The sequence below is a fragment of the Paenibacillus sp. JJ1722 genome, assembly GCF_048282685.1.
GTDB lineage: Bacteria > Bacillota > Bacilli > Paenibacillales > Paenibacillaceae > Paenibacillus > Paenibacillus polymyxa_B.
In genome coordinates this window covers 269816-295362 of the sequence record NZ_CP182500.1, presented here as the reverse complement: position 1 = coordinate 295362, position 25547 = coordinate 269816, and the positions used below count along the sequence as shown (strand labels likewise).

General features: G+C 46.3%; 22 protein-coding genes. 7 read left to right on the top strand and 15 right to left on the bottom strand.

Translation table 11 applies throughout. From position 1 onward, the window contains the following. The first annotated feature begins 81 nt into the window (after nucleotides 1-81). Nucleotides 82-918: a helix-turn-helix transcriptional regulator gene (locus tag ACM1ND_RS01220; protein ID WP_053324428.1), complete on the top strand. Its 837-nt coding sequence runs from the start codon at nucleotides 82-84 to the stop codon at nucleotides 916-918. 79 nt (nucleotides 919-997) lie between these two features. On the opposite strand, the gene ACM1ND_RS01215 is transcribed toward ACM1ND_RS01220, so the two are convergent. The 5 genes from ACM1ND_RS01215 to ACM1ND_RS01195 form a co-directional block, all read right to left on the bottom strand. Beyond that, the gene (locus tag ACM1ND_RS01215; protein ID WP_023986585.1) at nucleotides 998-2101 is read right to left on the bottom strand and encodes a hypothetical protein; all 1104 of its coding nucleotides are present in this window, start codon (nucleotides 2099-2101) and stop codon (nucleotides 998-1000) included. Between the two features lie 433 nt (nucleotides 2102-2534). Then, the gene (locus ACM1ND_RS01210) at nucleotides 2535-3263 is read right to left on the bottom strand and encodes a LytR/AlgR family response regulator transcription factor (protein ID WP_023986584.1); all 729 of its coding nucleotides are present in this window, start codon (nucleotides 3261-3263) and stop codon (nucleotides 2535-2537) included. Nucleotides 3264-3677: 414 nt separating this feature from the next. After that, a complete protein-coding gene (locus tag ACM1ND_RS01205; protein WP_418026943.1) occupies nucleotides 3678-4976 on the bottom strand; it encodes an ABC transporter substrate-binding protein in 1299 nt (432 codons plus the stop codon). A gap of 218 nt (nucleotides 4977-5194) precedes the next feature. Continuing rightward, complete coding sequence (gene ppdK / locus ACM1ND_RS01200; protein ID WP_418026942.1) at nucleotides 5195-7867, bottom strand: pyruvate, phosphate dikinase; 2673 nt, start codon at nucleotides 7865-7867, stop codon at nucleotides 5195-5197. Nucleotides 7868-8138: 271 nt separating this feature from the next. Beyond that, entirely contained in the window at nucleotides 8139-8696 is a 558-nt protein-coding gene (locus ACM1ND_RS01195; protein WP_418026941.1) for a GNAT family N-acetyltransferase, read from the bottom strand. Between the two features lie 177 nt (nucleotides 8697-8873). Between ACM1ND_RS01195 and ACM1ND_RS01190 the strand changes: the two genes are divergently transcribed. Together ACM1ND_RS01190 and ACM1ND_RS01185 are read left to right on the top strand one after the other, a co-directional pair. Beyond that, the gene (locus tag ACM1ND_RS01190; protein ID WP_418026940.1) at nucleotides 8874-9728 is read left to right on the top strand and encodes a hypothetical protein; all 855 of its coding nucleotides are present in this window, start codon (nucleotides 8874-8876) and stop codon (nucleotides 9726-9728) included. A 13-nt stretch (nucleotides 9729-9741) separates the two neighbouring features. After that, entirely contained in the window at nucleotides 9742-10356 is a 615-nt protein-coding gene (locus ACM1ND_RS01185; RefSeq protein ID WP_418026939.1) for a hypothetical protein, read from the top strand. Between the two features lie 70 nt (nucleotides 10357-10426). Here the strand turns inward: ACM1ND_RS01185 and ACM1ND_RS01180 are convergent, their stop codons facing one another. The 9 genes from ACM1ND_RS01180 to ACM1ND_RS01140 all read right to left on the bottom strand — a co-directional run bounded on the left by ACM1ND_RS01180 (nucleotide 10427) and on the right by ACM1ND_RS01140 (nucleotide 20149). Next, nucleotides 10427-10882, bottom strand: a complete 456-nt coding sequence (locus tag ACM1ND_RS01180; protein WP_418026938.1) for a hypothetical protein — start codon at nucleotides 10880-10882, stop codon at nucleotides 10427-10429. A gap of 49 nt (nucleotides 10883-10931) precedes the next feature. Next, complete coding sequence (locus ACM1ND_RS01175; protein ID WP_076265108.1) at nucleotides 10932-11894, bottom strand: ABC transporter ATP-binding protein; 963 nt, start codon at nucleotides 11892-11894, stop codon at nucleotides 10932-10934. Next, nucleotides 11887-12924, bottom strand: coding sequence for an ABC transporter ATP-binding protein (locus ACM1ND_RS01170; RefSeq protein WP_071559474.1), 1038 nt, complete (start codon nucleotides 12922-12924; stop codon nucleotides 11887-11889). Before ACM1ND_RS01170 ends, ACM1ND_RS01175 begins: the two co-directional genes overlap by 8 nt. 59 nt (nucleotides 12925-12983) lie before the next feature. Further along, nucleotides 12984-13829: an ABC transporter permease gene (locus ACM1ND_RS01165; RefSeq protein WP_013308329.1), complete on the bottom strand. Its 846-nt coding sequence runs from the start codon at nucleotides 13827-13829 to the stop codon at nucleotides 12984-12986. Nucleotides 13830-13833: 4 nt separating this feature from the next. Continuing rightward, nucleotides 13834-14784, bottom strand: coding sequence for an ABC transporter permease (locus ACM1ND_RS01160; RefSeq protein WP_023986565.1), 951 nt, complete (start codon nucleotides 14782-14784; stop codon nucleotides 13834-13836). A gap of 72 nt (nucleotides 14785-14856) precedes the next feature. After that, a complete protein-coding gene (locus tag ACM1ND_RS01155; RefSeq protein WP_023986564.1) occupies nucleotides 14857-16476 on the bottom strand; it encodes an ABC transporter substrate-binding protein in 1620 nt (539 codons plus the stop codon). 157 nt (nucleotides 16477-16633) lie between these two features. Continuing rightward, a complete protein-coding gene (locus tag ACM1ND_RS01150; RefSeq protein ID WP_023986563.1) occupies nucleotides 16634-16996 on the bottom strand; it encodes a DUF1304 domain-containing protein in 363 nt (120 codons plus the stop codon). Between the two features lie 130 nt (nucleotides 16997-17126). Then, entirely contained in the window at nucleotides 17127-18638 is a 1512-nt protein-coding gene (locus ACM1ND_RS01145; protein WP_071559475.1) for a PAS domain-containing protein, read from the bottom strand. A gap of 257 nt (nucleotides 18639-18895) precedes the next feature. Continuing rightward, nucleotides 18896-20149, bottom strand: a complete 1254-nt coding sequence (locus ACM1ND_RS01140) for a cation:dicarboxylate symporter family transporter (protein WP_023986561.1) — start codon at nucleotides 20147-20149, stop codon at nucleotides 18896-18898. A gap of 211 nt (nucleotides 20150-20360) precedes the next feature. Between ACM1ND_RS01140 and ACM1ND_RS01135 the strand changes: the two genes are divergently transcribed. After that, nucleotides 20361-21665 carry a sensor histidine kinase gene (locus ACM1ND_RS01135; RefSeq protein WP_076159906.1) on the top strand — a complete coding sequence of 435 codons (1305 nt, stop codon included), beginning with the start codon at nucleotides 20361-20363 and terminating at the stop codon, nucleotides 21663-21665. Nucleotides 21666-21670: 5 nt separating this feature from the next. After that, nucleotides 21671-22600, top strand: coding sequence for a response regulator (locus ACM1ND_RS01130; RefSeq protein WP_023986559.1), 930 nt, complete (start codon nucleotides 21671-21673; stop codon nucleotides 22598-22600). 202 nt (nucleotides 22601-22802) lie between these two features. On the opposite strand, the gene ACM1ND_RS01125 is transcribed toward ACM1ND_RS01130, so the two are convergent. Then, nucleotides 22803-23306, bottom strand: a complete 504-nt coding sequence (locus tag ACM1ND_RS01125; RefSeq protein ID WP_023986558.1) for a MarR family transcriptional regulator — start codon at nucleotides 23304-23306, stop codon at nucleotides 22803-22805. 319 nt (nucleotides 23307-23625) lie between these two features. Here ACM1ND_RS01125 and ACM1ND_RS01120 point away from each other — a divergent pair, with 319 nt between their 5' ends. Together ACM1ND_RS01120 and ACM1ND_RS01115 are read left to right on the top strand one after the other, a co-directional pair. Then, nucleotides 23626-24123 carry a DinB family protein gene (locus ACM1ND_RS01120; RefSeq protein ID WP_023986557.1) on the top strand — a complete coding sequence of 166 codons (498 nt, stop codon included), beginning with the start codon at nucleotides 23626-23628 and terminating at the stop codon, nucleotides 24121-24123. Between the two features lie 203 nt (nucleotides 24124-24326). Beyond that, a complete protein-coding gene (locus ACM1ND_RS01115) occupies nucleotides 24327-25526 on the top strand; it encodes an MFS transporter (RefSeq protein WP_068938350.1) in 1200 nt (399 codons plus the stop codon). The last annotated feature ends 21 nt before the right edge of the window (nucleotides 25527-25547 follow it).

Genomic DNA, 25547 nt, shown 5'->3' with positions numbered 1-25547 from the left:
ATCTTCGCTTTTATTATGATTTTTCCCATAAAGTGTACATATATTATCCTTATGCATTTTTTATTAAAGGAGACTATCGATATGATCGCTACACCCCGTTTTGCCATCGAGCAAGCGCTACGGACGGTGCCGTTCAGCATGTCCACTGACCATGTCCACCAAGCGCACGAAATCTATTATTTGCTGGCAGGAGAGCGCTACTACTACATTAATCAGCGGGTTTACGCACTCCAGAAGGGCGATCTGATTTGGATCAGCAAACATGATTTTCACCGTACGAGTAACAAGGGTAGTGGTAGCCATGAACGGATTTTGATTAACTTTGATGAAGAATTTGCAGCCTCGTCAATGAATGTCTCTCCCTCCAGCGATCAGAACCAGCTTCTTCTGCCAGAAAAAAGCTTTCTGCTTCGCCCCTCCGCGGAAGAACAATGCGAGCTGGAGCATCTATTCCGGCAAATGCTAGATGAATACCACCAAGAACATGCCTACCGCCAACTATATCTCCAAAGCTTGCTACTCCAGCTCCTTATCCGCATCCGGCGCATACAATCGGCCACTGCCGATACCATTGCACCGGAACGTAGCGAAAAGCAGCAGCGCGTGTACTCGGTCATTGCATACCTGCATGCTCATTATGACGAGAGCCTGTCGCTAGATCAGCTGGCTGAGCATTTTTATATTAGCAGCACGTATTTGTGCCGTATTTTCAAGCAGACAACAGGTTTTACTTTAGTAGAATATCTTCAGGATGTGCGGGTGCAGCAGGCTCGTGCGTATTTGAGAGAAACGAGCTGGAAAGTAACCTCCATTGCTGAAAAAACGGGCTTTGACAGCATTGCTCACTTTGGTCGTGTATTCAAGCATCTTACCGGGCACACCCCGCTACAGTACCGAAAAAAATACAAAAAGGAGTAGAGGAATGCCCCTACTCCTTAACTCCCATCAAGGTGATGCCTTCAATAATTTGCTTTTGGACAATGATGAAGATTTCGATTTAAGATATTTTTTGTAGCTTGGTAAGCGAATAGGTGCGGCCACCATCTGAAGTATAAAAATAATTGAATGGACTTAAGAACTCGCAAACCTGGAATGTGTCCAAATTAATAACGATGTAATTAGGACCATACGAAAAATCGGCTTCCCCTGTTCCAAAGGTTCTCGGAGTTTGAAGACCCGAAGGATCGGTGTAATCCATAATATGGGTTACATCTCCTTTTACATTACGATAATAGCTGTTACTATACAGCCATGACCCCTTATTGATTTCAATCAGTAATGCATTTGGAGCAGAATAGGGTGCACTACTGGAGAACGACCCCAAATATACGCCCTTTACTTCAGCTACTGAAATGCTCATATCTCTAGCGGAATACCCATTTGGGGTATACCAGGTTTCGTGGTTTTCCCAATTGAGTCCCGTTAAGATATTATCTCCGTTGCTGCGGATCGTTGAAAGATCATAATACAATACGACTCTGGAAAGGTCAGCTGTACAATTGATAATGGCAGAGGCACCCGATGGATTGGAAGCATTCCACATCAATTTATAGCTGCCTTTTTCTTCACCTGTCGCAGAACCAATTACAATCGCATATTTACCTGCCGGGATATTAATGTATGCTTGACCTCCGTTTGCTTTAACACCCCATCCAGTAGAACTGCCTAACGAGCCGTTGGCATTGACATTGTACAGAATAGCCAACAGATTTGGATTGCTGGAATCCAGCTTTAGGAATGATAGCTGCTTTGCAGTGAGAGAAACCGCGTAGCTATCAAATGAATCACTGAGAGTGCCATCTCCTACAAATACAGGTTCAGAGATACCCCATGCGCTTTGCGGTTTAACGGTTCTGCTCTGGGTTGAATCTGTGGAAATCTTTTTCGCTTCGTCCGGAGATATTTCATCTAGATTTTCAAATTTTTGAGTATCCATTGCAGAATACGGTATCGAGGACATGGATTGAATTTCTGCCTTCTTCGTCTCTTCCTTAGCCGCTTGCGACGTTGTTTCACTTGCCGCGAAAGAGGGAACTACTGAAACACTGTACATGAGCAGTATTGCCAAAATAAAACTAACACTTTTTCTGACAAATTTCATAATGTACTCCTTTCACGATTGAGATACTTATTTTCAAAAAATTAGTAAGCTTCGTTCTAGGAAGTCATCTACATGATCATCTCTAAGATGCATAACGTAAAAGTCTATATCACTCGCATTCTCCTTTCGTAGTTTTGAATATGAGTCAATCGTTTCTTCTGTTGTGTCTAGATTATTAAATAGTACAGAAGAAATTTCAATGGACTGGCGTAGATAGTATGTTGATGTCGTAAACAGCATGAAATACGAGTAAATTTCCGTCCGGACAACTAAAAGAGGGTGTCGCAAACCAGCTGTAAATTAGCTGTTTCGCGGCACCCTTCATTAATTTGGGCATGCCTTTCTGATGATAGGACTGATTACGCCAAGGGTATCAGTACGACGCTACATTTCGTTCAAAAGACTTCAAGGAAGCATACTGTATTTATAATATTCACTGCAATACATCATCTGAATATACCTCAAGCAGGTTAGTAATATAATTCCTGCTCACAGGGAGATTGGTAATCTCATGACCATTAAAAATATCGACGGAATATGGATAAGTTATTTTTACTCTGTAGATTTTAGATTTTGCAATTACATACGACCTATGTATCTGGATAAAATTTTCACAGCCTAATAACTGCATCACTTTGTTTAAGGTTCCTCTAAGATAGATTTCCTCTTTTGTTGTATGATAGATTATCGTATGATTATTCACTTCCACAAAAACTATATCACTTTGACGAACACTATTTATGGTGGACTCTGCTATGATAGTGAACACTCGCTCCGGTTTTTTTTGCTTCACTACTCTATCCAAAAATAGCGAAAGTCGCTTCTCGTCAATAGGTTTTTTCAAGAAGCCCATTGCTTCCACTAAATATCCGTCAATAGCACGAGCAGAATCAACAGTAACAAAAATGATAGGTACCCGATTGCCCATTTTTCGGATATGCTTTGCTGTAGTCATCCCATCAATATCTTCTTCACTACTTAGCGAAATATCGAGCAAAACTACGTCTATATCTATGTGAGCATTAAGATATTGAATTAATTTCTGGGACGAATAAAAATCAGCACATTGCAGCTCTATATTTTTATTTAAAGCCCACCGAGATATAGACGCTTTTAACGCATCGCGCCAATAACATTCGTCTTCACAAATTACGACCTTCACGGCATACCACTTCCTTCATTTGTACAGTTAAGATACAAGTGTTGAAAATTTATGGTCGGTGGCTACAGCCTGCGGCGCTTTACCGAATTGCTTGATATGTGATTCTATGACGGGGACGGGCAATTCATCTTCAGACGGGTTTCCTTCATAATACGGCGTAGCACGAGACGACTTATTTGGAATCTTTTTTCCCTCGACAACAACAACTTCTACATGGGCGACTCAAATTCCTTGCTTGTTTTTAAGGCGAAACTCTGACTTTTTAAGGGGTAACTAATCAGAACCTGGAAAACAATTTTTAACAAAAGCTTAACAGACCCAGAAGCTGGGGGCCAATGAAAAGGCAGCCCCACAGCGCTTGATGCTTTTTCTGCATCTTGTCACCTTCCTCCCCGGTCACAGCCCATCCCGTGCCTACTTGACCGCCTTGGATATGATCTGATTCAACTTTTCAATGGTTGCCGCAGCATCCTGCTTGCCCAGGAACATCAGGTCGATGGTTTCCGTGATATCCGAGTTCAACCCCGGCACCTGAGCATCATAGGCCAGTGCAGATCCATGAGCATGCCCTATTTTACATCCCTCAGTCAAATAGCTTGAATGCTCAATTGTCGCCTTTTTCTTAATGCTCTCATCGGCCGCAGCAAGTGTACCCATGGCATTTCCGCCTTCAACCAGCCGCGCCTCCTGCCCCTTCACAGAGACGTAGAATGCTGCCAGCTTCATGGCCTCTTGCACATGCGGACTATTTTTGTTTACAGCTACATAGGCAACCGGAATGGCGACTGGCTCATTCTTACCGGTATTGGATGGCCAGTAGATATAATCGAAGTCGAGGCTTTTATTTTGACTAAACAAGGGCTCCAGCCATCTTCCCGCCGCCAGCATGCCGACTTGATTGGACATGAACATCGCGTCAGCCCCTTGCCCTTTGGGAAGCGAGCCGAGATATACCGCATTTCCCTTTTTCACCATATCGTACATAAAACTGAAGGCTTCCTTGCCCTTTTCATTGTGGTCCAGCACATATTTGCCTTGTTCATCAAAGATCTGACCGCCATTCGACCACACCCATGAATACCAGTGAGCCCACCAGTTTTCCGCAATATAACCCTGCTTTCCAGCTGCCTTCAGCTTGGATGTAACCTCCTCAAAAGCATCCCAGTTCCACTTGCCTTCGTCATAGTATTCTTGCGGCGTCTTCACGCCTGCTTCCTTAAATACCTTTTTGTTGTAATACATGACCATCGGGTTGGAGTCGGGAGTGACCCCATAGATTTCCCCGTCACGCTTTGCCGGTCCCCACAATCCTTCCGGAAAATCCTCAGCCTTCACATCACTCGCATCACTATTTAAAAACTCACCCAAAGGCTGCACCTGCTTCGCCCCGATCAAACGCGCAATCGTCGGTTCATACGCATAAAACACATCCGGTCCGCGACTTTCCTGAAGCTGTGTCAGCAGCTTTTGCTCATATTGGTCTCCCGGCACAGGCACCAGCTTAACCTCGATATATGGGTTTTCCTTTTCAAATGCATCCAGCGCCCGCTGATACACCTTCACCTCCGCAGGATTACCCCAAGCCAGCATCGTAAGCCGCACTTTTTGCCCGTCTGTGTTCTTTATTTTGGGAGAGGTACTGCATGCCGCTGCAAGCAAAAACAGAACGCTGAGGAAAAATCCAATCTTTATCCAGCTCATGTAATTGTCCACCTTAACCGCCTCCTGTAGCTTCACTTGGTTGTATGTCTTCTTTTTTTGAAACGCTTACAAAACTTTCCCTATCATCATATGTAGGAGGGCGAGACACGATATCCCCATTTTCATTTCTATATAAAATTTATTGTTCTCGACGAGATCTGCATATCAATGTTGCTGTAAAACGAACAAGGCAGCCTTTGAAGCAAGGCTGCCTTGAATATGCTAATAAGCTACAAAGCGGACAACGTTCCCTCAGGTTGCTCCGCTCTGACAAGCAAAGCTGCTTGGGCAGCGGCAATGCGGGCAAATGGCACCCGGTACGGTGAGCAACTGACATAGTCCAGTCCGCTGCGGTGACAAAAGAGAATAGACTCACTATCCCCGCCATGCTCGCCGCAGATACCTGTCTCCAGAAAAGGCTTTTTTGCCCTGCCTTTGACAACAGCCCATTCGATCAGCTTGCCTACGCCATCCTGATCCAACACCTGAAAAGGGTTCGTTTCCAGTATGTTTTTTTCCATATAGGAGCCGAGGAATTTACCTTCAGCATCATCTCGACTGTAACCAAAGGTCATTTGCGTCAGATCATTGGTTCCAAAGGAGAAAAAGTCCGCGTACTGGGCCACGCTATCTGCCAGCAGGGCTGCTCTTGGAACCTCAATCATGGTGCCCACCCGATACTTGAACCACTTAAATTCCTCGCTAAGCACCTGAACGGCTACCTTATCAACCAGTTCCCTCATTTGCTTGAGTTCATTGGAGTGACCGACCAGCGGAATCATAATCCCCGGTCTCACATCCACGCCCCTGCGTAGTGCCGCTTCCGCGGCCTTAAAGATCGCTTCAATCTGCATGTCGTATATCTCTGGAAACAGAATGCCCAGCCGAACACCGCGCAGACCCAGCATAGGGTTAATTTCCCGTAGTTCATGAACCTTGGAGATAGTGCTTTTAAGACGTTGGAGCTCCTCCGCATGGCCGCCGGAAAGCACAAGCTCCCGATGTCGCTCCTGAAGCTGTTCCAGATTCGGCAGGAACTCATGTAACGGCGGGTCCAGCAGGCGAATCGTCATCGGTAAACCGTCCATCGCACTGAACATAGCCTCAAAGTCAAATTGTTGCATTTGGAGCAGACGATTCAAATGAAGAATCCGCTCCTCCTGATCATCGGCCAAAATCATCGCCTGAACGATAGGTAGACGATTGCCAGAGAAAAACATATGCTCCGTCCGACATAGCCCGATGCCTTCGGCTCCAAATTCACGGGCTTTGACTGCGTCGAGTGGCGTATCCGCATTAGTGTAGACCTTCAACGTCCGAATGCCGTCCGCAATCTCCAGCAGCTTCAGTAACTCCGGTGTAATAATCGGCTCATTGAGCGACAGACTGCCTTGGTACACCTGTCCGGTGGTCGAATCGAGTGAAATATCCTCCCCTTCCTGAAAGGTCAGGGTACCGATACTGACGCTCCGACTGCTCAGATCAATGCTCAGCGCGTCACAGCCGCAAATGCAGGGTTTACCCATGCCCCTTGCAACCACAGCAGCATGGCTGGTCATCCCACCTCGACTCGTCAGCACCCCTTCGGCGGCAATGATTCCGTGAACATCATCGGGTGAGGTCTCCACACTGACCAGGATGACTTTTTGCCCATCCTTCGTCCAGTTCACTGCCGTATCCGCGTCGAATACAATACGCCCACTCGCTGCGCCAGGCGAGGCTGGCAAACCTTGGGTAATTGCCTCCAGCGGTGTGGAAGTATCAATGGAGCGATGCAGCAGCTGGTCCATGTGGGACGGTTCGATCCGCTGGATAGCCTCCTCTTTGCTGATAATCCCTTCCTCCACCAGATCCACAGCTATTTTTACAGCCGCCTGCCCCGTTCTTTTGCCGCTGCGCGTCTGTAGCAGATACAAATTGCCTTTTTCAATCGTAAATTCGATATCCTGCATATCCCGGTAATGACACTCCAGCAATGAGGCCAGCTCTTCCAGATGATCATAGACTAGCGGCAGCTCTTCCAAAAGTTGTGGAATAGGGTTAGGCGTTCTTATTCCTGCCACGACGTCCTCTCCCTGAGCATTTACCATATACTCACCGTACAGTTCCTTCACACCTGTGGAGGGATTGCGGGTGAAGAGCACTCCGGTTCCGCTATCGTTGCCGAGATTGCCAAACACCATGGCCTGAATGCTCACTGCTGTTCCTTGTTCATCTGGAATGCCGAAAGCCTTCCGGTAAACCTTGGCACGCATATTGTTCCAACTGCGGAATACAGCCTCCACCGCCAGTTGCAGTTGCTGATACACATCCTGTGGAAACGGCTGTCCACTCCGCTCTGCGACAAGATCTTTATAATTTGCGATCAGTTCCTTCCATTCTCCTGCGCTAACCTCTTGGTCACTGACACGCCCGTTGGTTTGCTTGCTCTGCTCCTGAAGCTGATTAAAATGGATGGAGTCTATCCCTAGCACGACCTCGCCGAACATTTGAATAAATCTGCGGTAACAGTCATAGGCGAAGGTTTCATTTCTCGACTGTTCTGCCAATCCACGCACGGTTTCATCATTCAGACCCAGATTCAGAATCGTATCCATCATACCGGGCATTGAGGTTACCGAGCCTGAACGGACAGATACCAGCAAAGGCCGCTCCGTATCTCCGAATATAGCCGACTGCGCTTCCTCAATGTCGTGCAGGGCGATTACGATCTCCCCCAATAAGCCCTCCGGAAGCTTGCCGCCTGAAGCAAAGTAGGCTCGGCACGCCTCGGTGGTCACCGTGAAGCCGGGAGGGATCGGGAGACCCAGTGTCGTCATTTCCGCGAGATTAGCGCCTTTTCCTCCTAGTAGCGCTTTCATCCCCAACTTACCTTCGTTAAATGAGTACACTCTTTTCAGCATTAAATTCATTCCCTCCACTTATCGAGATACATGCCTGAATTAATCTATATGTCTATTTAAAGTTGTAACACAAATCAGGAGGAAATTTCAATATATATGACGTAATATATACCTATAACATTCATTTATGATGTTTTAATTAATGAATAAACTTATTTATAAAACACTTTAATTCGGAATTAGACGTATATCGGGATAGAATGACACGACTTAAAAAAACAAAAAGGACATCTGTTTAGACGTCCCTTTGCTCAGCTCAGATTTTATTTTTCTACATCTCTGTTAGCATCTTTTCAAAAATATTATAGCCGTTCGTTTCGCCTATATACGTATAACCGCATTGTGTGTAAAACTCGCTAAGCTTGTCATTTCCCGCAATACAGTCTAAACGGATTCGATCCTTGCCTGTGAAGTGGATGCCTTGTTCAATCCATTGCATCAGCTCACGGCCTAGCCCCTTCCCGGTGCTATCGCGATCCACAACCAAACGATGCAGATATACTGAGGTTCCTCCTTCAGAATCCGTTTCGTCTAGTCCCCACAACTTACGGTCCCATGCACTGGGCTGCTGCTGCAAGATCACTGCGCCTGCCAGGCTATGGTCCTCCGATGCTCGGAAAATAACCACTTCTCCGCGTGCAATAGCGCCGCCCAAGTTGTGATCATCTTTTCCTTTTAGTAAGCGTCCCCATTGTGTGGAGCCTTTGCTGTGCAGCCATCTGGCCGTCTTTAAAATTAACTCCTGAACCTCAGCCTGATCTTCAGTGCTTGCCTGAAAAGCCATTAATTCTGGTGTGACGGATGATTTGACAATAGTCATTGATGTCATGCTGCACCTCAACTCTCAAATTTTCCTTATGTATAAAATATAGCATAAAAAATGAGCGTCTAAATCTACAAAATCATCCTCTTCATTACCTCTATAATATAAATACGGCTATACTCTTATCGATCATTTATGGTGAAAAATGTAACCTTTCTAATCATTTCAACCGATGATATCCGTATGAGAAAAGATGGAAAGGTTGTGAATGAGGTGCCAAGCCGTAATCCATATCTCCTCAAAAAGATATTTGGCATAAACAAAGAACGTATACTCATCTTCGCGCTGCTGCTGATCCCGGCTATCGCTGCCTTTATTGGAACACGGCCTATGCCTGCACAGTATATTTTGCAAGGAGAAATGCATCCGGTCAAAGATCTTGGCGTTCAGGGAAGCGTGTTTTTTGCATCTGTTCAAACGGGTATTGCTAACAATCTCCTGGAGCGTTGGAATGTATATTCCAGTGAAAATGTATCCGGGGGAGCGATTACATTTGAACCCCTTGCCCCTGATGAAGTGGACTCTTATTTGAAGGACCTCACAGAGACGGACACGCTAAAATATTCTGCCATGCAAGCCGTACATGCAGCGACGGAATTAAGCGTAGAGAGCGACACAGCTGGGGCTACGGCGACGTTCTCGAATCTTAGCAAATTGGAGGATGCTCGCTATGCGGAGCTATTGACTCATTTGCAGGATCTTTCGGGAAATTCTTTGGGTCTGATGACAGGCATCGGACTGTATGAGGAAGCCAATAACATCGACTTTTCAGATGGAGGACGTCACAAAATCGCAGGCTCTGGCACGATGGAAGAATACGGAGAGGTCGGATCGGTCGGTGGGCTGGAGCAAAAGCTGCTGGGAGCCGAGGCCGCAAAGGTTGATCTATTTTTCGTACCGGCAGATTATGAATGGTACGGTGAGGAAGGCAACGAAGCAGAAGCTGCCCGAGTCCAAAAGGAGCATGGACTCAAGCTACGCATTATCCCCGTAGAAACACTGGAGGATGCTATCGTGTATTTGAAGCAACTAGACTAGGAGGAAGTACATCTTGAATGATTCAGATTCCAAAGCATTCCCGTCCAAGACGGCTGGCAGTGTGCATCAAGCCTTACTAGCAGTGGGCACTATGGGTGAATTTCTCATCCTTATTTTTACGTTAGTGTATATTTACGCAAATGATTTTTATTACGATCATCTATACGAGCTGGAGCAAAAATTTACAGTTTTTAGCTTTGTTTTATACTACATGTGTTTTGTAACCTATCTGATCTGGCTAGTTCAAGTACATAAAGCCATCCGGCAAAAGCATTCCGATTATCCGATTCGTACCGTGGGAGCCATTGCTCGCATGATTCCTTTTATTAACTTGTGGGGATTCTCCAATACATTCACCCATATTTATAGCTACTTTGCGCTCCACCCCGGATTGGAGCGCAAAGCGCGTTATATTCAAAAGATGATTGTTCCGCTATATTTTGTCTGGTTTGGTGAAGGGATTATTAACCGGATTCTTATCTTACATTTTTCCCATATGGAGTCGATGTCCATGTTGCTGGGAGCTATCATGCAAACCACCAGAATGGCCTTCTTTTACTGCATGACACGGGTCATTCACAATAGTCTGATCATGCTGAATAAAAAAGATGAAGAAGGATTGCATTAAAAAAACGAGCTGGCCTTTACGGTCAGCTCGTTTCAATCTCCGGTGAAGTGTTTTACTCCATAAACAATATTTAATTCGTCTGTGCAGCAGGTACAATTCGGTATAATCCTGAAGTCTCGCCAGCCGCGGGACGTACTTCCTGGATGAACCAGCCTAACGACAGCACTCCCTCCAGCCGATCATACTCAGCCTTCGTCAGTTCGGATGTAACAGCTTCGCTTCCTTCCTCCAGTGACAGCTCAGGCTCCCGCCCGAACGCAACGGCAATCCACGAACGGATGCCCCGGATCGTATTGTACTTGATCTGATATCCGTCCGTTACCGCGCTGACAAACACCTCCGGCTCTTTGGACGCCAGTCCGGTGACAAGCTCTGTATAATCAAAATCGGATGGTCCGTCCGTTGGCAGCTCATTTTGCTGCACCCGACGGATTAATTCGTCTTGGGACCAGCCTAAAGAGCGTAATGATTCCAGCAAGAGTGCGTCCCATTGGGAAATACGTACTCTTTTCGTCAATTCAGTCATCGTTTTTTACCTCCTTTGGGTCATGCACATCGTACAACCGCTCTTAACCCTAACGGTTAACCGGGTATGCTACATAATGGCCGGGACTGATTTCTCTCAGCTCGGTTGCATTGTTGTTATCCTTGTCCCATACTAATGAGCCGTCTGGTTGGGCCAAGCCCCCCTCCAGTCCCTCCCGCTCTCCGACTGCTCTCGGATCAGGCACAGGGATGGAGGACAGCAGCGCCTGCGTATAAGGGTGAGCGGGCTGCTCATACAACTCATCTGCATCAGCTACTTCTACCAGTCGCCCATGGTACATCACACCGATTCGGTCTGAAATATGCCGCACCATCGACAAGTCATGGGCGATGAACAGGTACGTCAGCCCGAACTCCTGCTGGAGATCCTCCAGCGTGTTAATGACCTGCGCCTGGATGGACACATCCAGTGCCGAAATCGGCTCGTCACAGACGATGAACTCGGGGTTCACGGAGAGAGCACGAGCGATGGAAATCCGCTGGCGCTGCCCGCCGCTGAACTCGTGCGAGTAGCGATACAGATGCTCCCGCTTCAGCCCTACCTTTTCAAGCAAAGCCACTACAGCATCCTTACGCTCACTCCCCTGATGCAATCTGTGAATATCCATCGGCTCACCGATCAGGTCAAGCACGTTCATACCCGGATTAAGAGAGGAATATGGGTCCTGAAAAATGCTCTGAATGCGCCGACGCAGCGGCTTGAGCTGTTTGTCGTTCAGCTTGGAAATATCCTGACCGTCAAAGCGTACCGTACCTTCTGTATAATCGTATAACCGTGTCAGACAGCGTCCAACCGTTGATTTCCCACTACCTGACTCACCGACCAGTCCGAACGTCTCACCACGATTGATTTGAAAGCTCACGCCATCCACCGCCTTGAGCACCTCAGAGCTACGCCCTAACAAATCCTTTGCGGTCACAAAATGCTTCTTAAGCTGGTGTACCTCTACCAAGGGCTGATGCTCACCCAATACATCGTTTGCTTCACTCACCGTTATTCCCCCCTTCCGCTTGCCCCGCTTCGGGCATCTCGTAGACTCCAGCAGGCACTGCGTCCGGCTCGTTCAACCAGCAGGCTGCTCGCTGATCCGGGCGCAGCTCCACCATCGGCGGCCGCTCCACACAGCGGGCAAACGCATGCGGGCACCGTTCCATGAACGGACAGCCCGATGGCGGGTTCAGCAGGTCTGGCGGCGTGCCCTCAATCGGCACCAGCCGCTCGCGGAAGCCGTTCGTGCGCTGGGGCACAGAACGCAGCAGGCCCTGCGTATACGGGTGGCCCGGACGATAAAAGATATCGTCCACGCGCCCCTCCTCCATCACCATACCGCCGTACATGACGATGACACGGCTACACACCTGGGCGACGACGCCCAGGTCATGGGTGATCAGAGCAATCGACATGTCGGATTGCTGCTTCAGCGTCTTGAGCAGCTCCAAGATTTGCGCCTGAATCGTCACGTCCAGCGCTGTAGTCGGCTCATCTGCAATCAGCAGCTCCGGGCTGCACGAGAGCGCCATGGCAATCATCACCCGCTGGCGCATCCCGCCACTGAATTGATGCGGGTATTGGTTCATTCGGCGCTCCGGCTCGGTAATGCCTACTTGTCGCAGCAGTTCTACAGCTGCTTGCGTAGCCGCTTCCTTGCTCAGTCCTCGATGTCTGCGGATCACCTCAACCAGGTGATAGCCAACCTTTTTGACCGGATTCAGTGAGGTCATCGGGTCCTGAAAGACCATCGCAATCTGGTTTCCGCGTATTTTGCGCCATTGCTTTTCCGTCAGAGCGGTCAGACTTTGTCCCCGATAACGGATATCGCCGCTCAGCCGCTTGCCCGGCGGGGCGATCATCGACATGATCGCTTTCGCTGTAACACTTTTGCCGCTGCCGGATTCTCCTACGATTCCTACCGTTTCTCCAGCATCAATATGAAAACTAACCCCTCGAACTGCCTGATTTTCCCCTTCACGAGTGAAAAAGGAGACTTCCAGCTGTTCGACGGACAGTAGATGTTCTGTCATTGTGTTTTCGCTCCTTCCTGTCGCTCCTGGAGCCATTTGTAATGGATCTGTGCTATGAATCATCGTTTTACTAATTTGGGTTCAAAGCCTACACGAAGCACATCCCCCAAAACATTAAAGCTCAACACAGTCAGTAAAATAAGTAGACCCGGGAATAATGCCATATATGGGGCCTGTGCAATATATCCTTGGGCATTATTCAGCATACTGCCCCACGTAGCATTCGGCAGCTGAACACCAAAGCCGAGGAAGCTCAGTGACGATTCCATCATAATCGCTGAAGCGATATTGTTCGTCGCCCCTACGATAATTACCGGAATCAGATTCGGTACGATGTGCTTCATAATAATACCAAACGTACTTTGTCCCGAAGCTTTGGCGTATAGTACATACTCCCGTTCGCGCAACGTCATTGTCTCTGCACGAACCACCCGGGCAATGTTCATCCACATGAGCAGGGCGATAATGACAATGATATTGCCGACGCCCGGCTTCAAAAACACACTCAGCAGCAAAATAACCAAGAAAGACGGAATCGACATGATCAGCTCCAAAACCCGCATAAGCAGATTGTCGATCCATCCTCCAAAATATCCGCTCACAATACCTACCACTGCACCGATACTGGTCGCAATAATCATGGACGCAAAGCCTACCAGCAATGATACACGTCCACCGTACAGTGCTCTTGTAAAATAGTCCCGCCCATAATCATCCGTCCCAAACCAGTGTGCCGCTCCCGGCGGTTGGAGACGCTCTAGCACGTTCAACTTATTTGGGTCCTGCGGCGATAAAAATGCGAAAATCGCCCCCAGCGAGAATACGATCAATAGTATGAGGGCGACGGCGCCCATTTTGCTCGTCATCAGCTCGATCCCGATGTTGCGCCATTTGCTCCGATTCATGAATTCACCTCGTTGATTTAATTCTCGGGTCCGCAATGCTGTATAAGATATCTGCAAGCAGATTACCCAGGATCAGCAGCAGAGCGGAAAATAAAGTAATCCCCATGATGACGGGATAATCCATCCCTTTCACCGCCGTCATACCCAGCGAGCCAATGCCCGGCCAGGAAAATACTGTCTCCGTCACAATGGCTCCAGCCACCAGGTCCGCAACCGACATTCCGAGCAGCGTAATGATGGGCAATAGCACATGCTTGAGCACATGTCGAAACAAAACCAGTCTTTTTCCAGACCCGAACGCGTATTGAATCTGCACATACTCTTCCTTGAGCTGCGTAATCGTGCTGGAACGGATGTACCTCACATACACAGACAGAAAGCCGAAAGCCAGTACAAAACACGGTAAAATTCCATGCTTAATCACATCCAGCACCGAGTCCGTACCGATGGTACGCATCCCTGTACTCGGAAGCCAGTGCAGATAAATCGCAAACAAATAAATAAGTAAAATACCGAGCCAAAACAGCGGAACAGAAATCCCGATGTACGACATCAGATTAATGAGCTTGTCGATCCAGCGATTCCGATTAGCCGCAGCCGTCAAACCGAGTGGAATTGCAATCAGCACAGCCAGTATGATAGATGCGCCCATTAACCCGGCTGTAGCCGGTAGACGATCGAGAATCTGATCCAGCACAGGCTGGTGATTAATTAGCGAGTAGCCGAGATCACCCGTTAGGCTCTTTTTAAGCCATAATATGTACTGCACATAAGCGGGCTGGTCCAGCCCCAAGCTATGCCTCATTCGTTCAATGTCTTCCAGATGCATATTCGGTGTAACAAAAGAGAGAACCGGATCACCTGGAGCCAGCTTGATCAAGCCGAAGCAGACGATGGACACAAAAAATAGCATCGGTATAACTTGCAGCAACCTTCTGGCGATGAGTTGTCTCATACGTTTCCCTTCCCCTTGCTGTTTTCGAAAAAAATAAGCTGGTTAGCCCAGCTTATTTTTGAAAACCCTGTCTTATTTGTGATAAATTTTGGACAAATCCTCGAAAATCACGACCGGCTTCAACACAGCCTGATCAATACCGCCATACTGCTTGTCGAAGGCTACAATAGTCTTGGTGTAAGCAATCGGGTAGATGACAGCATCCTCAGCCAGCAGCTCTTGTACCTTTTTATAAATTTCTCCACGTTTAGTCGTATCCGACTCACCCGCGCCCTCTTCCAGCAGCTTATCCACTTCTTTATTTGAATAATGCGAATAATTGGAGGACGATCCGGTGCTATACAAAATACGATACGCGTCAGGGTCATACCCCATGATATAGCCGCTGATCGCCAGATCGAAGTCCTTGGCATTCGTATCGACGAACTTTTGCGACCATGCCGAGGAATCCATGCTGTTCACGTCCAGCTGAACGCCTATGTCCTTTAACTTCTGCTGGATATAGAGCGCTTGTGCTTCCTGTACCTTGTTGCCGCCCGGAATGATAATGCGCAGCTTCAGTCCTTCAGCTCCAGCCGATTTCAGCAGCTCCTTCGCCTTGTTCACATCATTATTGAAAAATGCAACGTCGTTCGTGTGATACAGTACATCCTGTGTCAGAGCAGATTTCGCAGTATCTGCATAATCCTTGGAGCCATAGGATACCTGAATCAATTCATCCTGATTCAATGCATAAGAAAGCGCCTGACGCACTTCTTTTTTGTTCAACTGCTTCGTATCACTGTTTTCATTAAACATCAGATAAGCCAAGCGACCTTCGCTGTAAGGGAAAATGTCAAACTTATCTGTTGCCTTAATGGTCTCTACATTTTGTGGATCGAGATAGTTTACATTGATCTCACCATTTTGAAGGGCCAAATTCGCAGCATTCGAATCTTTAACAATCCGGTATGTTACTGAATCCAGATGCGGCTTGCCGCCAACATAGTTATCGAACCGTTCGAGTGTAACGTACTCACCAGTTTTGTACTCTTTAAATTTGAAAGGACCTGATCCAATCGGAGAGTTGTTTTTCGTGCTTTTCTCAATATCCGCTTCATTCTCGAAAATGTGCTTCGGAATCGGGGATACCTGTACCAGTGCTGCCTCAAAAGCAGGAGCTGGCTGAGGAAGCTTAAAATCGACCGTTGTATCATCAACCTTGCTCGCCTGTACCGGTTTGCCATTAACCATAAAATTACTTCTCAAAAAGCTGTGCTGCTTCTCGTCCAAAATTTTGTTAATGGTGAAAACGACATCGTCAGCTGTCAGCTTCTCGCCATCATGCCAAGTCAGATCTTTTTTCAGTTTTAGTGTATAAGTCAGCTTGTCTGCTGAAGGAGTCAGACTGTCTGCCAAATAAAATGTCTTTTTGCCATTGTTCACTTGAAACAATGGTGCGAATATCGCCTGGTCTATCGTCAGACTTACCCGGTCACCCGCATAGTTCGGATTCAGCACCACCGGATCAGCTTGTACGCCAATGATCAGGCTGCCGCCATCTTTAGGCTGTCCGTTATCAGCTGTTGTGGTAGCTGTATCGGGCGTATTCCCATTCGTCTCAGACGTAGATCCAGAATTCCCGCCGGAGCATGCACTTACAACCAACATTAATACAATTAATACCAATACACCAGTCAAATTACGACGCATCGCTCTAGCCCCCGTGTCCTCTTAGTATGTAATAAATTTATTATAAATCGGAATAGTGGGATTTACAATCGATCAAAAACTGTTTATTCCCCTTGTCATTAGCATTCCAGACATTATGTGATCGAATCTAGAAAAAAGACACCCGGTATGGGTGTCTTCAGAGTATCCACAAACTGATCAGTGCCAGGATGGCAGGCAGGCCTTGCTTTAATAAAATAGACTTATTAGCAGTTAATGCACCATACAACGCAGCTACTACCACACAAATGACAAAGAATAATTGGATTTGCCGCCCGATCACAGTATCCGGATAGAACAAGCCCCACACCAATCCGGCTGCCAAAAAGCCGTTGTACAGCCCCTGATTTGCAGCCAAGGATTTGCTTGCTTCCGCCAGCTCCTTCGAGGTGCCGAACGTACGCATCGCCCGCGGAGTCGTCCACAGAAACATTTCCAATATTAGAATGTACACATGCTCCAGAGCTACAATTCCGACCAATATTGAACTAAGTAAGCTCAAGTATATTCCTCTTTTCCACATAAAGTTACTATGAGGTGATTTTTAGATCTATTCTCGAAAAGTATAGTTCATCTTCCAAAAACAGTAAAGAGACCGAGCCTAAGGCCCGGCCTCATTTCTACATGAAGCCTTACATCGTTCTTGCAAAATCCAACAAAGATTTGGACATGCTGTTGATCTCGTCCGTAGACGCATTCACTTGCTGCGTTAGCGCGGCTTGTGTCTGTGTCAGCGTAGACATGTTACCGATATTGTGCAAAATCCGCTCGATGAGTGTCTTCATTTCGTCCAGACTGGTCTCGATATTTCCGGTTGCATCAGCACTGTGAATGGCGAGTTTTCTCACTTCATCTGCGACTACCGCAAAACCCCGCCCCTGCTCGCCCGCACGCGATGCTTCAATGGCAGCATTCAGACCCAGCAGATTTGTTTGATTCGCAATCTCTTTAATGAAGTTGGAAATATTTTGGGTTTCTTCTGCACTGACTTTGGCTTGATTCGCTGCCTCTGTCGATTGCTCCTGAGCTGTTGCCAGCTCCTGCGCCTGGTTACTAACCGAGTTAACGCCGTTCACCATTTCCGTAATGGAATCGGAGAGATGCTGGATTTTGAGCGTAAGCTCATCCGCGACAGCCTGCTTTTCCTTTTCCACTGTGATATCACGAATGGTCCCGGCAATACGAATAGGCACTCCCTTGCTATTGCGTATGCTTCTTCCACTGTTTTGATACCAGCGATATTCGCCATTTTTACTTTGCAAGCGACACACCATGTCATATGGCGTACGATCTGAATAGTCATTTAAATGATCAACTACAGCCTTAAACGCATGCTCGGCATCGTCAGGATGTATACGCGAACTCCAACTGCTTAGTACACTCGGGAAGTCCTGCTCATCCTTAAAGCCCAAGGTGTGGCGGAATTGCTGGGACCACCAAAATATATTATCCGGGTTCTCAATGTCTCCATCAGCCAGAATGACATCATATGGAGCCTCCACCAAAACACGATTGATGAGATCATATCTTGTAACTAGAGCCTGCAACTCCTCGGACTTAATCTTCTGGTCGTGCACATCCAATAGAGCACCCGCAATTCGAAGCGGCACTCCCTGCTGATCGCGGATCGTCGTTCCGGTAGCCCGGAACCAGCGGTATTCTCCATGCTTCAGCTTCAAACGATACTGTACGTCATAAGGAGTCTTTCCCGTAAAATCCAGCAAATGATCTGACAAAGCCGCCAATGACCTGTCATGATCTTCGGGGTGCAGCCGGGATGCCCAGCTGTTTAATACATTGGGGAAGTCCTTTTCGCTCTGATACCCCAGCATAGCACGAAATTCTTCTGACCATGTGAACGTATTACTTGGATTGACGGGATCACCCGCAACCACCTCCATGTCCCATAAGCCAATCTCTATAGCCTTGGTAACAAGCTTCAGACGGATGTCAACATGTTGAGCATCCTTTTTCATGGACTCAAGCGCTTGGTTGACATTGTTTGCGATTTCTTGAACCTCGGAAGATTTGGTTGAAACTTGTATTGCGGCGGAATAATCCTTCTGCTGTATTCTTTGTGAAAGTTTGCGGCTTTCTTCTACTAAAGGAGCAAGTGAGTCGGTCTCATTTTTTTTAAAAAACATATATGCTCTTCCCTTCTAAGCCAATATATAAAACGATATAGTTTAATATCGGAATTTTATTAAGAATCATTATAAATAAATCTAAAATTGCATAGGTAATAAGAATCATTTTTATGTCCATATACCTATATATTCATACAAAAAACATCGAAAAATGTCGAAAAAGGAAAGGTCTTAATAAGTCTGGAAACGAAAAGAGCACCTTCGCAATACTTCACAAAGGTGCTCTTTCTGTCAACTATTCAGTTCGTCGCATCTTATTTAATTGAAGCAACGTATTCTTCGCCCTTTTCTTTATCATATTGGCCTTCCCATTTGGACATGACCACAGCGGCAAGCGAGTTGCCTAATACATTGACTACCGTACGCGCCATATCCAGAATGCGATCAATACCAGCGATAAAAGCCAAACCTTCCAGCGGGAGATTCACTGCTCCAAGTGTAGCAAGCAAAACGACAAAGGAAGCACCCGGCACCCCTGCAATACCTTTGGATGAAATAATCAAAACTAGCACCAGCGTGATTTGTGTCGTGATTGGCAGGTCAATGCCGTACATTTGGGCAATGAAAATCGCAGCCAGTGCCTGATACAGGGTGGAACCGTCCAGATTAAAAGAATACCCAATCGGAATGACAAAGGAAGTAATTCCTTTAGGACATCCGAACTTCTCCATCTTCTCCATGATCTTAGGCAGAACACTTTCCGAACTGGCCGTCGAATATGCAAGCAACAGCTCACTTTTCAAAATTTTAATCATGGTCCAGAGACGGGTACCGCAAAGCTTGGCGATAATTCCGAAAACAATCACAATGAACAGCGCCATGGAGCCGTACACCGACAAAACAAGCTTCAATAATGGCCATAACGACGCCAATCCAAACTTGGCCACTGTCGTTCCAATCAGTGCGAATACTCCGAACGGAGCCAGGCGCATGACCTGATTGGTTACCCAGAACATGGCGTCGGCTACGCCTTCAAAGAAATTCAGCACGGGCTTGCCCTTGTCACCAATCGCCGCTACCCCTAGTCCAAACAGTACGGAGAAGAATATAATAGCCAGCATATCTCCCTCACCCAGAGCTTGAATAATATTGGTAGGAACAATATGCACAATCGTATCTATAAAGCTATGGCCTGACTTCTCTGCAGTCTCCACATAGGAATGAATATCACTCTTGGCCAGGTGGGACATATCCACGCCGTCACCCGGTCGAACCAAGTTGGCAACAAGCAGTCCGAAAAGGATGGCGATTGTCGTTACAATCTCAAAGTACAGAATAGACTTGCCGCCAAGTTTACCTAGTTTTTTCATGTCTCCCACGCCGGCAACGCCGATAATGAGCGTCGAGATCACAATAGGCACGACAATCATCTTGATCAAGCGGATGAAAATATCGCCGATTGGCTTTAAGTAGACTTCCACCCCTGAATTGCCGTAAAATAAGGCACCAATAATAATACCTAAAGCCAGACCGATAAAGATTTGCATCGTCAAATTAATCTTTTTCACTTCGTGTCCCCCCTGGCTGATTTGTATATTTTTGCAGTATGCTGTTCTTAATATTCAAATGATGTTATTTATACTACAATCTGATCTATAAAAAACGACAATTATCTACAGCCACATTTATTTTTTTCTATAAATTCACAAACTTTAACGGCGAGCCTGTGAATTTAGCTCACATTGCCTTTCTGACTGAATACCCAGGAGGTGAATATGGATGAAGTTAAATACACTCCTTTTCCTACTCATGCTTGTATTTGTACCGCTCGCAGGTGAGCTGAATATTCACCCGTTCGCTAATACATTCCGTCTTAGCTTTGGTACGCCTGTATTTTTTTTCTTTCTGTTATCTATTCGTCATATTCCGCCTGCATTATCGGGAGTGCTTGCAGGGATAGCTGTAGTGGCCTTTCGCATCTTACTCAATCATTACACTCAGCCCGGTCTTCCCTTCGAAGAGTTGTTGACACTACATGGCCCTACCTTTTTTTATTACATGGTCTACGGTCTGCTCTTCCAGGTCCTTAACATTAATGCTGAGCCTTACCGCGCACTCCGCGTGGGCATCCTCTCTGTAGGGATTGAGGTTGCCGCAAGTGTGTCGGAACTTAGCGTCCGGTGGAGCATGGACGGCGATTTCTGGGACATCATTAAGATCAGCAAAGTAGCTTTCATGGCTATGATCCGCAGCTTCTTCGTGCTTGGGTTTTATAATATGATTCGGTTAAATCAATCGGTTCAGCATGAAGAGGCACAAAGGCAGCAGACAGAGCGAATTTTACTCCTTGTATCGGACTTGTATGAGGAGTCGGTCCAGTTAGGCAAAACACTATCACATGCAGAACAAATCACTCGTGAAAGCTACGAGCTGTACCGTGAGCTACAGCAGGATGAATCTCTGAAGGATAGAGAACATTACGCCAGACAGGCACTTCGTATTTCCGGACAGGTTCACGAGATCAAAAAAGATAGCCAGCGGATTTTTGCTGGTTTGTCCAAGCTGATTGATGCCGAAAGCGGAGTCCATTACATGGCTTCTCAAGAGCTTGGGGAGCTAATCATCCGAACGAACAGCAAATATGCGCAATCGCTGGACAAGTCTATTCGTTTTACCCTAGATGTCGATCCTTTGTTACCCAAGCTGCATGTTTATACCGTTTTGACACTTATTAATAACCTGACAGCCAATGCGGTTGAAGCAATGAAGGACAACGGAAGGATCGACGTTTCCATTCGTTGTCTCCCGGGAAAAGAGGATATAGCTTCCTTTAGTGTTACCGACAACGGTCCGGGTATTCCTCAGCGGAAACGGGAAACGGTCTTCACACCGGGGTATACGACCAAGTATGATGAGGAAGGACAGCCGTCGACCGGTATGGGATTGTTTTATGTGCGTGAGGTCGCGGAGAGCCTTGAAGGAACGATTGAACTGCAACAGGATGAAGAAGAGAATACAGATAGATTACAGACCACTTTTAGAATTACATTGCCTTTACGGAAACTGACGGAGAAAGGAAGATAGCCCGGATGCGTTTTTATATTGTGGATGACGATCAGGGAATTCGTTCTATGCTGGCAGATATTATTGAAGACGAAGGTCTAGGGGAAGTCATCGGGGAAGCAGAGGATGGTACCTACGTGAATAGCGGCCTCCTGGAGTTGAACCGGATTGATGTATTGCTGATTGACCTGCTGATGCCGCTTCGTGACGGCATTCAGACCGTGCGTGCACTCGGCGATCAATTCAGCGGCAAAATCATTATGATTTCTCGCATCGAATCCAAAAACATGATCGGCGAGGCGTACTCGCTCGGTATTGAATATTATGTGGCCAAGCCTTTGAATCGACTGGAGATTATTGCAGTTATTCATAAGGTGGCTGAGCGTCTGCGCATGCAGCAATCGATTACGGATATCCAGCGCACGCTTCAAGGGTTGTCGATGTTCACATCGAATAACCCAACGGCAACAATTGAACCGACCCGAAACATCGTAACTTCCGGGCAGTTTCTGCTCTCTGAAATGGGGATGATCGGGGAAGCCGGGAGTATGGATCTACTGGACATGCTGGAATTTCTGGACCAGTATGAGGAGGAAACAGGCAATCTATCTCCCTATCTGTTCCCGCCGTTGAAGGATATATTTGCCAATGTGGCGTCCAAACGGTTGGGGGCTTCAGCCTCAGCAGTAGAGCTGAGTAAGGAAATCAAAGCATCGGAGCAACGTGTCCGCCGCGCTATTTTCCAGACGCTAAGCCATATAGTATCGCTCGGATTGACCGACTATACGCATCCTAAATTTGAAAATTATGCATCCAAATTTTTTGATTTTACAGAAATCCGCAAAAAAATGCTGGAGCTGCAAAACAATGTGGAGCCTTCACTGTCCCAAGCCCGCATTAATACGAAAAAGTTCGTACAGGTGCTCTATATGGAAGCAAAACGGCTATTACACTAAGCATTTTGCATAAATCCCAAGAGTATTCACAAATCAGCAATATATAGATCGGAACGGGTTAGTCCGTCTAAATATTGTACCTTCGAGCGTTGGGAATCGAATTATGCAAACTGCTGACATTAAAAGAAAAGCACCTGCATCTCCCCATGTATCTATTACTTGGAGATTAACAGGTGCCCATCGTTGATGATTCGATATCCCTTTAGTCCAGACTCTTGTCCTGCCACTCCATAGCTTCCAAGAGATCTACACCATCGGACAGCAGACGTTTCAAGACATTCAGTTCTTCCGAGCTATAACGATTTAAAAATTGAAATAACTGCTGCTGTACCTTAACATGCAGTCGTTCATGCACAAGAAAGAGTCTTTTCCCCAACGGGGTTAACCGAAAATAAATTTCTTTCTTGTTGTCGTTAAGCTGGGTTCTGCGAATCCAGCCTTCCTTGAGCAGCTTGGTGCTGACTTTCGAAACTGTACCCTTGCTCAGCTCAATTCGATCCGCTAATGTCGTAACATTAATCGGCTCATGCCTCCCGATACAGTCAATGACGTGCACATCCGTCAGATTGAGCGAAGCAATTCCATCAAAATGCTCGTGGATTTCTTCGAGAATAGTCATGCTCTCTCTCTGCTGATGCTGCTCCAGCTGGTGATTCATCTTAATGAGCAAATCATAAACATGCTGAACTGATGTCGCTTTCTCCATACGAACAAATGGTCACTCCTTTGGCATACTCCTCCTTTCATTATAGCCCATTTTTGTTTCATAGAAAACAATATATGTATACGGAAAGCTCCCCTTTAACATTTCCGTATATATACAAAATATATCTAGTGTAGATACTTTGTTTCCCTTGAAACAATTTTATTTTAGTGAAATTGAGAATGATTATCAACCCTTTTTTAAAAGTTATTTCTGTTTCACTCCAAACTAAGTAGGTATTTTCATTTTGAAAAATATAATTGTATAATCGTAAAATGAGAATAAGCTAGAAACAAGTTCTCCATAGAAGGGATGATGATACATGTCGGATGCAAACCAATTATTCGGTCAAGCACTGGTTAAATCACTGGTCGGGGAACGTGGACATATTCGAGTAGCTCGGGCTTTACCAGACATCGACGTCGAGCTGGCAGGGAAGAAAAATGCAGAAATGCCTTACAGCATTTACCAACTGCTGAAGCATATGATTTACTGGCAGCAATTTATGTTGGAGCATTTGGAAGGACGGAAGCCCCAGCTTCCGGGGAATGTCATGGAAAGCTGGCCCGAAGAGACTGGACCGCAAAGCGAAGAGGCATGGCAGGCTGTTATTAATGAATTTTTACAGGGCGTGGATCAGGCTGTGCAGATTGCCGAAACCGCGCAACTGGATGATTCACTAGCTCATTTCCCAGGTGAAACGAAAGCAGGACTTCTGCGGAATATCGCTTCCCACAATTCATATCATTTGGGTGAAATCGTACTGCTACGCCGGATTTATGGAGCTTGGCCACCACCAGGAGGCGGCTTTCCCGCTTAAGGCAACACCACGCTCTAATCAAGATTTCCCCCATCCGCTGCTTCATACCTCCATCATTGCATTGGGATTTAGGCACCACGAGGAACTCGCTTGCGTACCCTATATGGGAACCCGCTAACTCGACCTGAAGCCGTTTATCCGTAATCAGGTGCAATCCGAATAACGGTTCCCATGATGCAAGATCAAAGAGAGGTTTCGAGGTTATGGTGAGACACTTATATTTAAATCGTAATATCGCCTGTATGATCGTGATCAGCCTTATTGCTAACATGAGTGGGAGTATGATCCTTCCACTCTTTGCTATTTATGTAGAGCAATTCGGGATATCTACACTCGGCATGAGTATTTTATTTTCTCTGTTTTATGTGGGAAGATTTCTTGGTGGAGGCATGGCAGGACGAATTTATGAAAAGATTGGCGCAAAACGCTTGGGGTTGAGCCTACTCATTGCCGAAATCGCTTGTATGCTCCTGTTTCCGATTGCAACAAGCTTCATCATTCTATCCATACTGAGACTCCTCCAAGGCTTGGTAGCTATAGGGCTAACCGTCTTTGTAAGAGTCACGATCAACCATATGAGCACCGCAGAGAATCGAGGCACGCTCAATGGATATATCAGCAGCAGTGAAGGTGCCGGTATGATTTTAGGGCCTCTTATGAGTGGAGCTATTGTTTCTTATTTTTCTTTATCCATTCCGTTTTATTTCGTTGCTATTTTCTCATGTATATCCTTCGTTGCCGTTTCAAGAATGACTTTCCTCAGTTCTCCCTTAAAGCCACAAGAACAGCATTCGCCCCCTCTGAAACCCAAAGGAAAAACCATGTTAACGAAACCGTTACTTGTCTATTCTACCGTTCATTTTCTTGAAATGAGTGCATTCGCTATATTTTTAACGTACTTCTCTGTATATGCAACCTACAAGCTCCATTGGAGTCCCGCAGAAATTAGCTTAGCTTTTACAATTATCGGCATATCAACCTTCATATCAGCACCCTTTATTGGCAAAATATCTGATCTACTTAAGGATCGCTTGATGCTTTGTATCATCGGTCTATTGTTGATCATGGTGGAAATCATCTTATTTCTTTGGTTCACAGAACCATGGATCGTATACTTAGCGATGTTCATCGGAGGTATAGGAGGAGCCAGCTATCTGGATTCCTTTTACTCGCAACTAGGGGATGTTATTCCTGAGGAAAATAGAAGCTCATTTATCGGCAACGTCGTATCTTTGTCCGAATTGGGGGCCATTGTGTCTCCGATCATCGCAGGTGCACTCATGGAACGGTTTAGCATCAACACTCCCTTTTACTACAATTTGATTTTGGTGTTGATCGCTATAGTTATCCAATATGTCATTCGATTTAAGTCGAAATCTATAAGAAAAAGGCCAATTGCATAAGCAACTGGCCTCCTTTCTTCT

Coding starts and splice junctions, on each gene's coding strand:
- ACM1ND_RS01220 (WP_053324428.1), top strand. CDS start 82: ATGATCGCTACACCCCGTTTTGCCATCGAGCAAGCGCTACGGACGGTG.
- ACM1ND_RS01215 (WP_023986585.1), bottom strand. CDS start 2,101: ATGAAATTTGTCAGAAAAAGTGTTAGTTTTATTTTGGCAATACTGCTC.
- ppdK (WP_418026942.1), bottom strand. CDS start 7,867: ATGCTGAAAAGAGTGTACTCATTTAACGAAGGTAAGTTGGGGATGAAA.
- ACM1ND_RS01195 (WP_418026941.1), bottom strand. CDS start 8,696: ATGACATCAATGACTATTGTCAAATCATCCGTCACACCAGAATTAATG.
- ACM1ND_RS01190 (WP_418026940.1), top strand. CDS start 8,874: ATGAGAAAAGATGGAAAGGTTGTGAATGAGGTGCCAAGCCGTAATCCA.
- ACM1ND_RS01180 (WP_418026938.1), bottom strand. CDS start 10,882: ATGACTGAATTGACGAAAAGAGTACGTATTTCCCAATGGGACGCACTC.
- ACM1ND_RS01170 (WP_071559474.1), bottom strand. CDS start 12,924: ATGACAGAACATCTACTGTCCGTCGAACAGCTGGAAGTCTCCTTTTTC.
- ACM1ND_RS01165 (WP_013308329.1), bottom strand. CDS start 13,829: ATGAATCGGAGCAAATGGCGCAACATCGGGATCGAGCTGATGACGAGC.
- ACM1ND_RS01160 (WP_023986565.1), bottom strand. CDS start 14,784: ATGAGACAACTCATCGCCAGAAGGTTGCTGCAAGTTATACCGATGCTA.
- ACM1ND_RS01155 (WP_023986564.1), bottom strand. CDS start 16,476: ATGCGTCGTAATTTGACTGGTGTATTGGTATTAATTGTATTAATGTTG.
- ACM1ND_RS01145 (WP_071559475.1), bottom strand. CDS start 18,638: ATGTTTTTTAAAAAAAATGAGACCGACTCACTTGCTCCTTTAGTAGAA.
- ACM1ND_RS01135 (WP_076159906.1), top strand. CDS start 20,361: ATGAAGTTAAATACACTCCTTTTCCTACTCATGCTTGTATTTGTACCG.
- ACM1ND_RS01130 (WP_023986559.1), top strand. CDS start 21,671: ATGCGTTTTTATATTGTGGATGACGATCAGGGAATTCGTTCTATGCTG.
- ACM1ND_RS01125 (WP_023986558.1), bottom strand. CDS start 23,306: ATGGAGAAAGCGACATCAGTTCAGCATGTTTATGATTTGCTCATTAAG.
- ACM1ND_RS01120 (WP_023986557.1), top strand. CDS start 23,626: ATGTCGGATGCAAACCAATTATTCGGTCAAGCACTGGTTAAATCACTG.
- ACM1ND_RS01115 (WP_068938350.1), top strand. CDS start 24,327: ATGGTGAGACACTTATATTTAAATCGTAATATCGCCTGTATGATCGTG.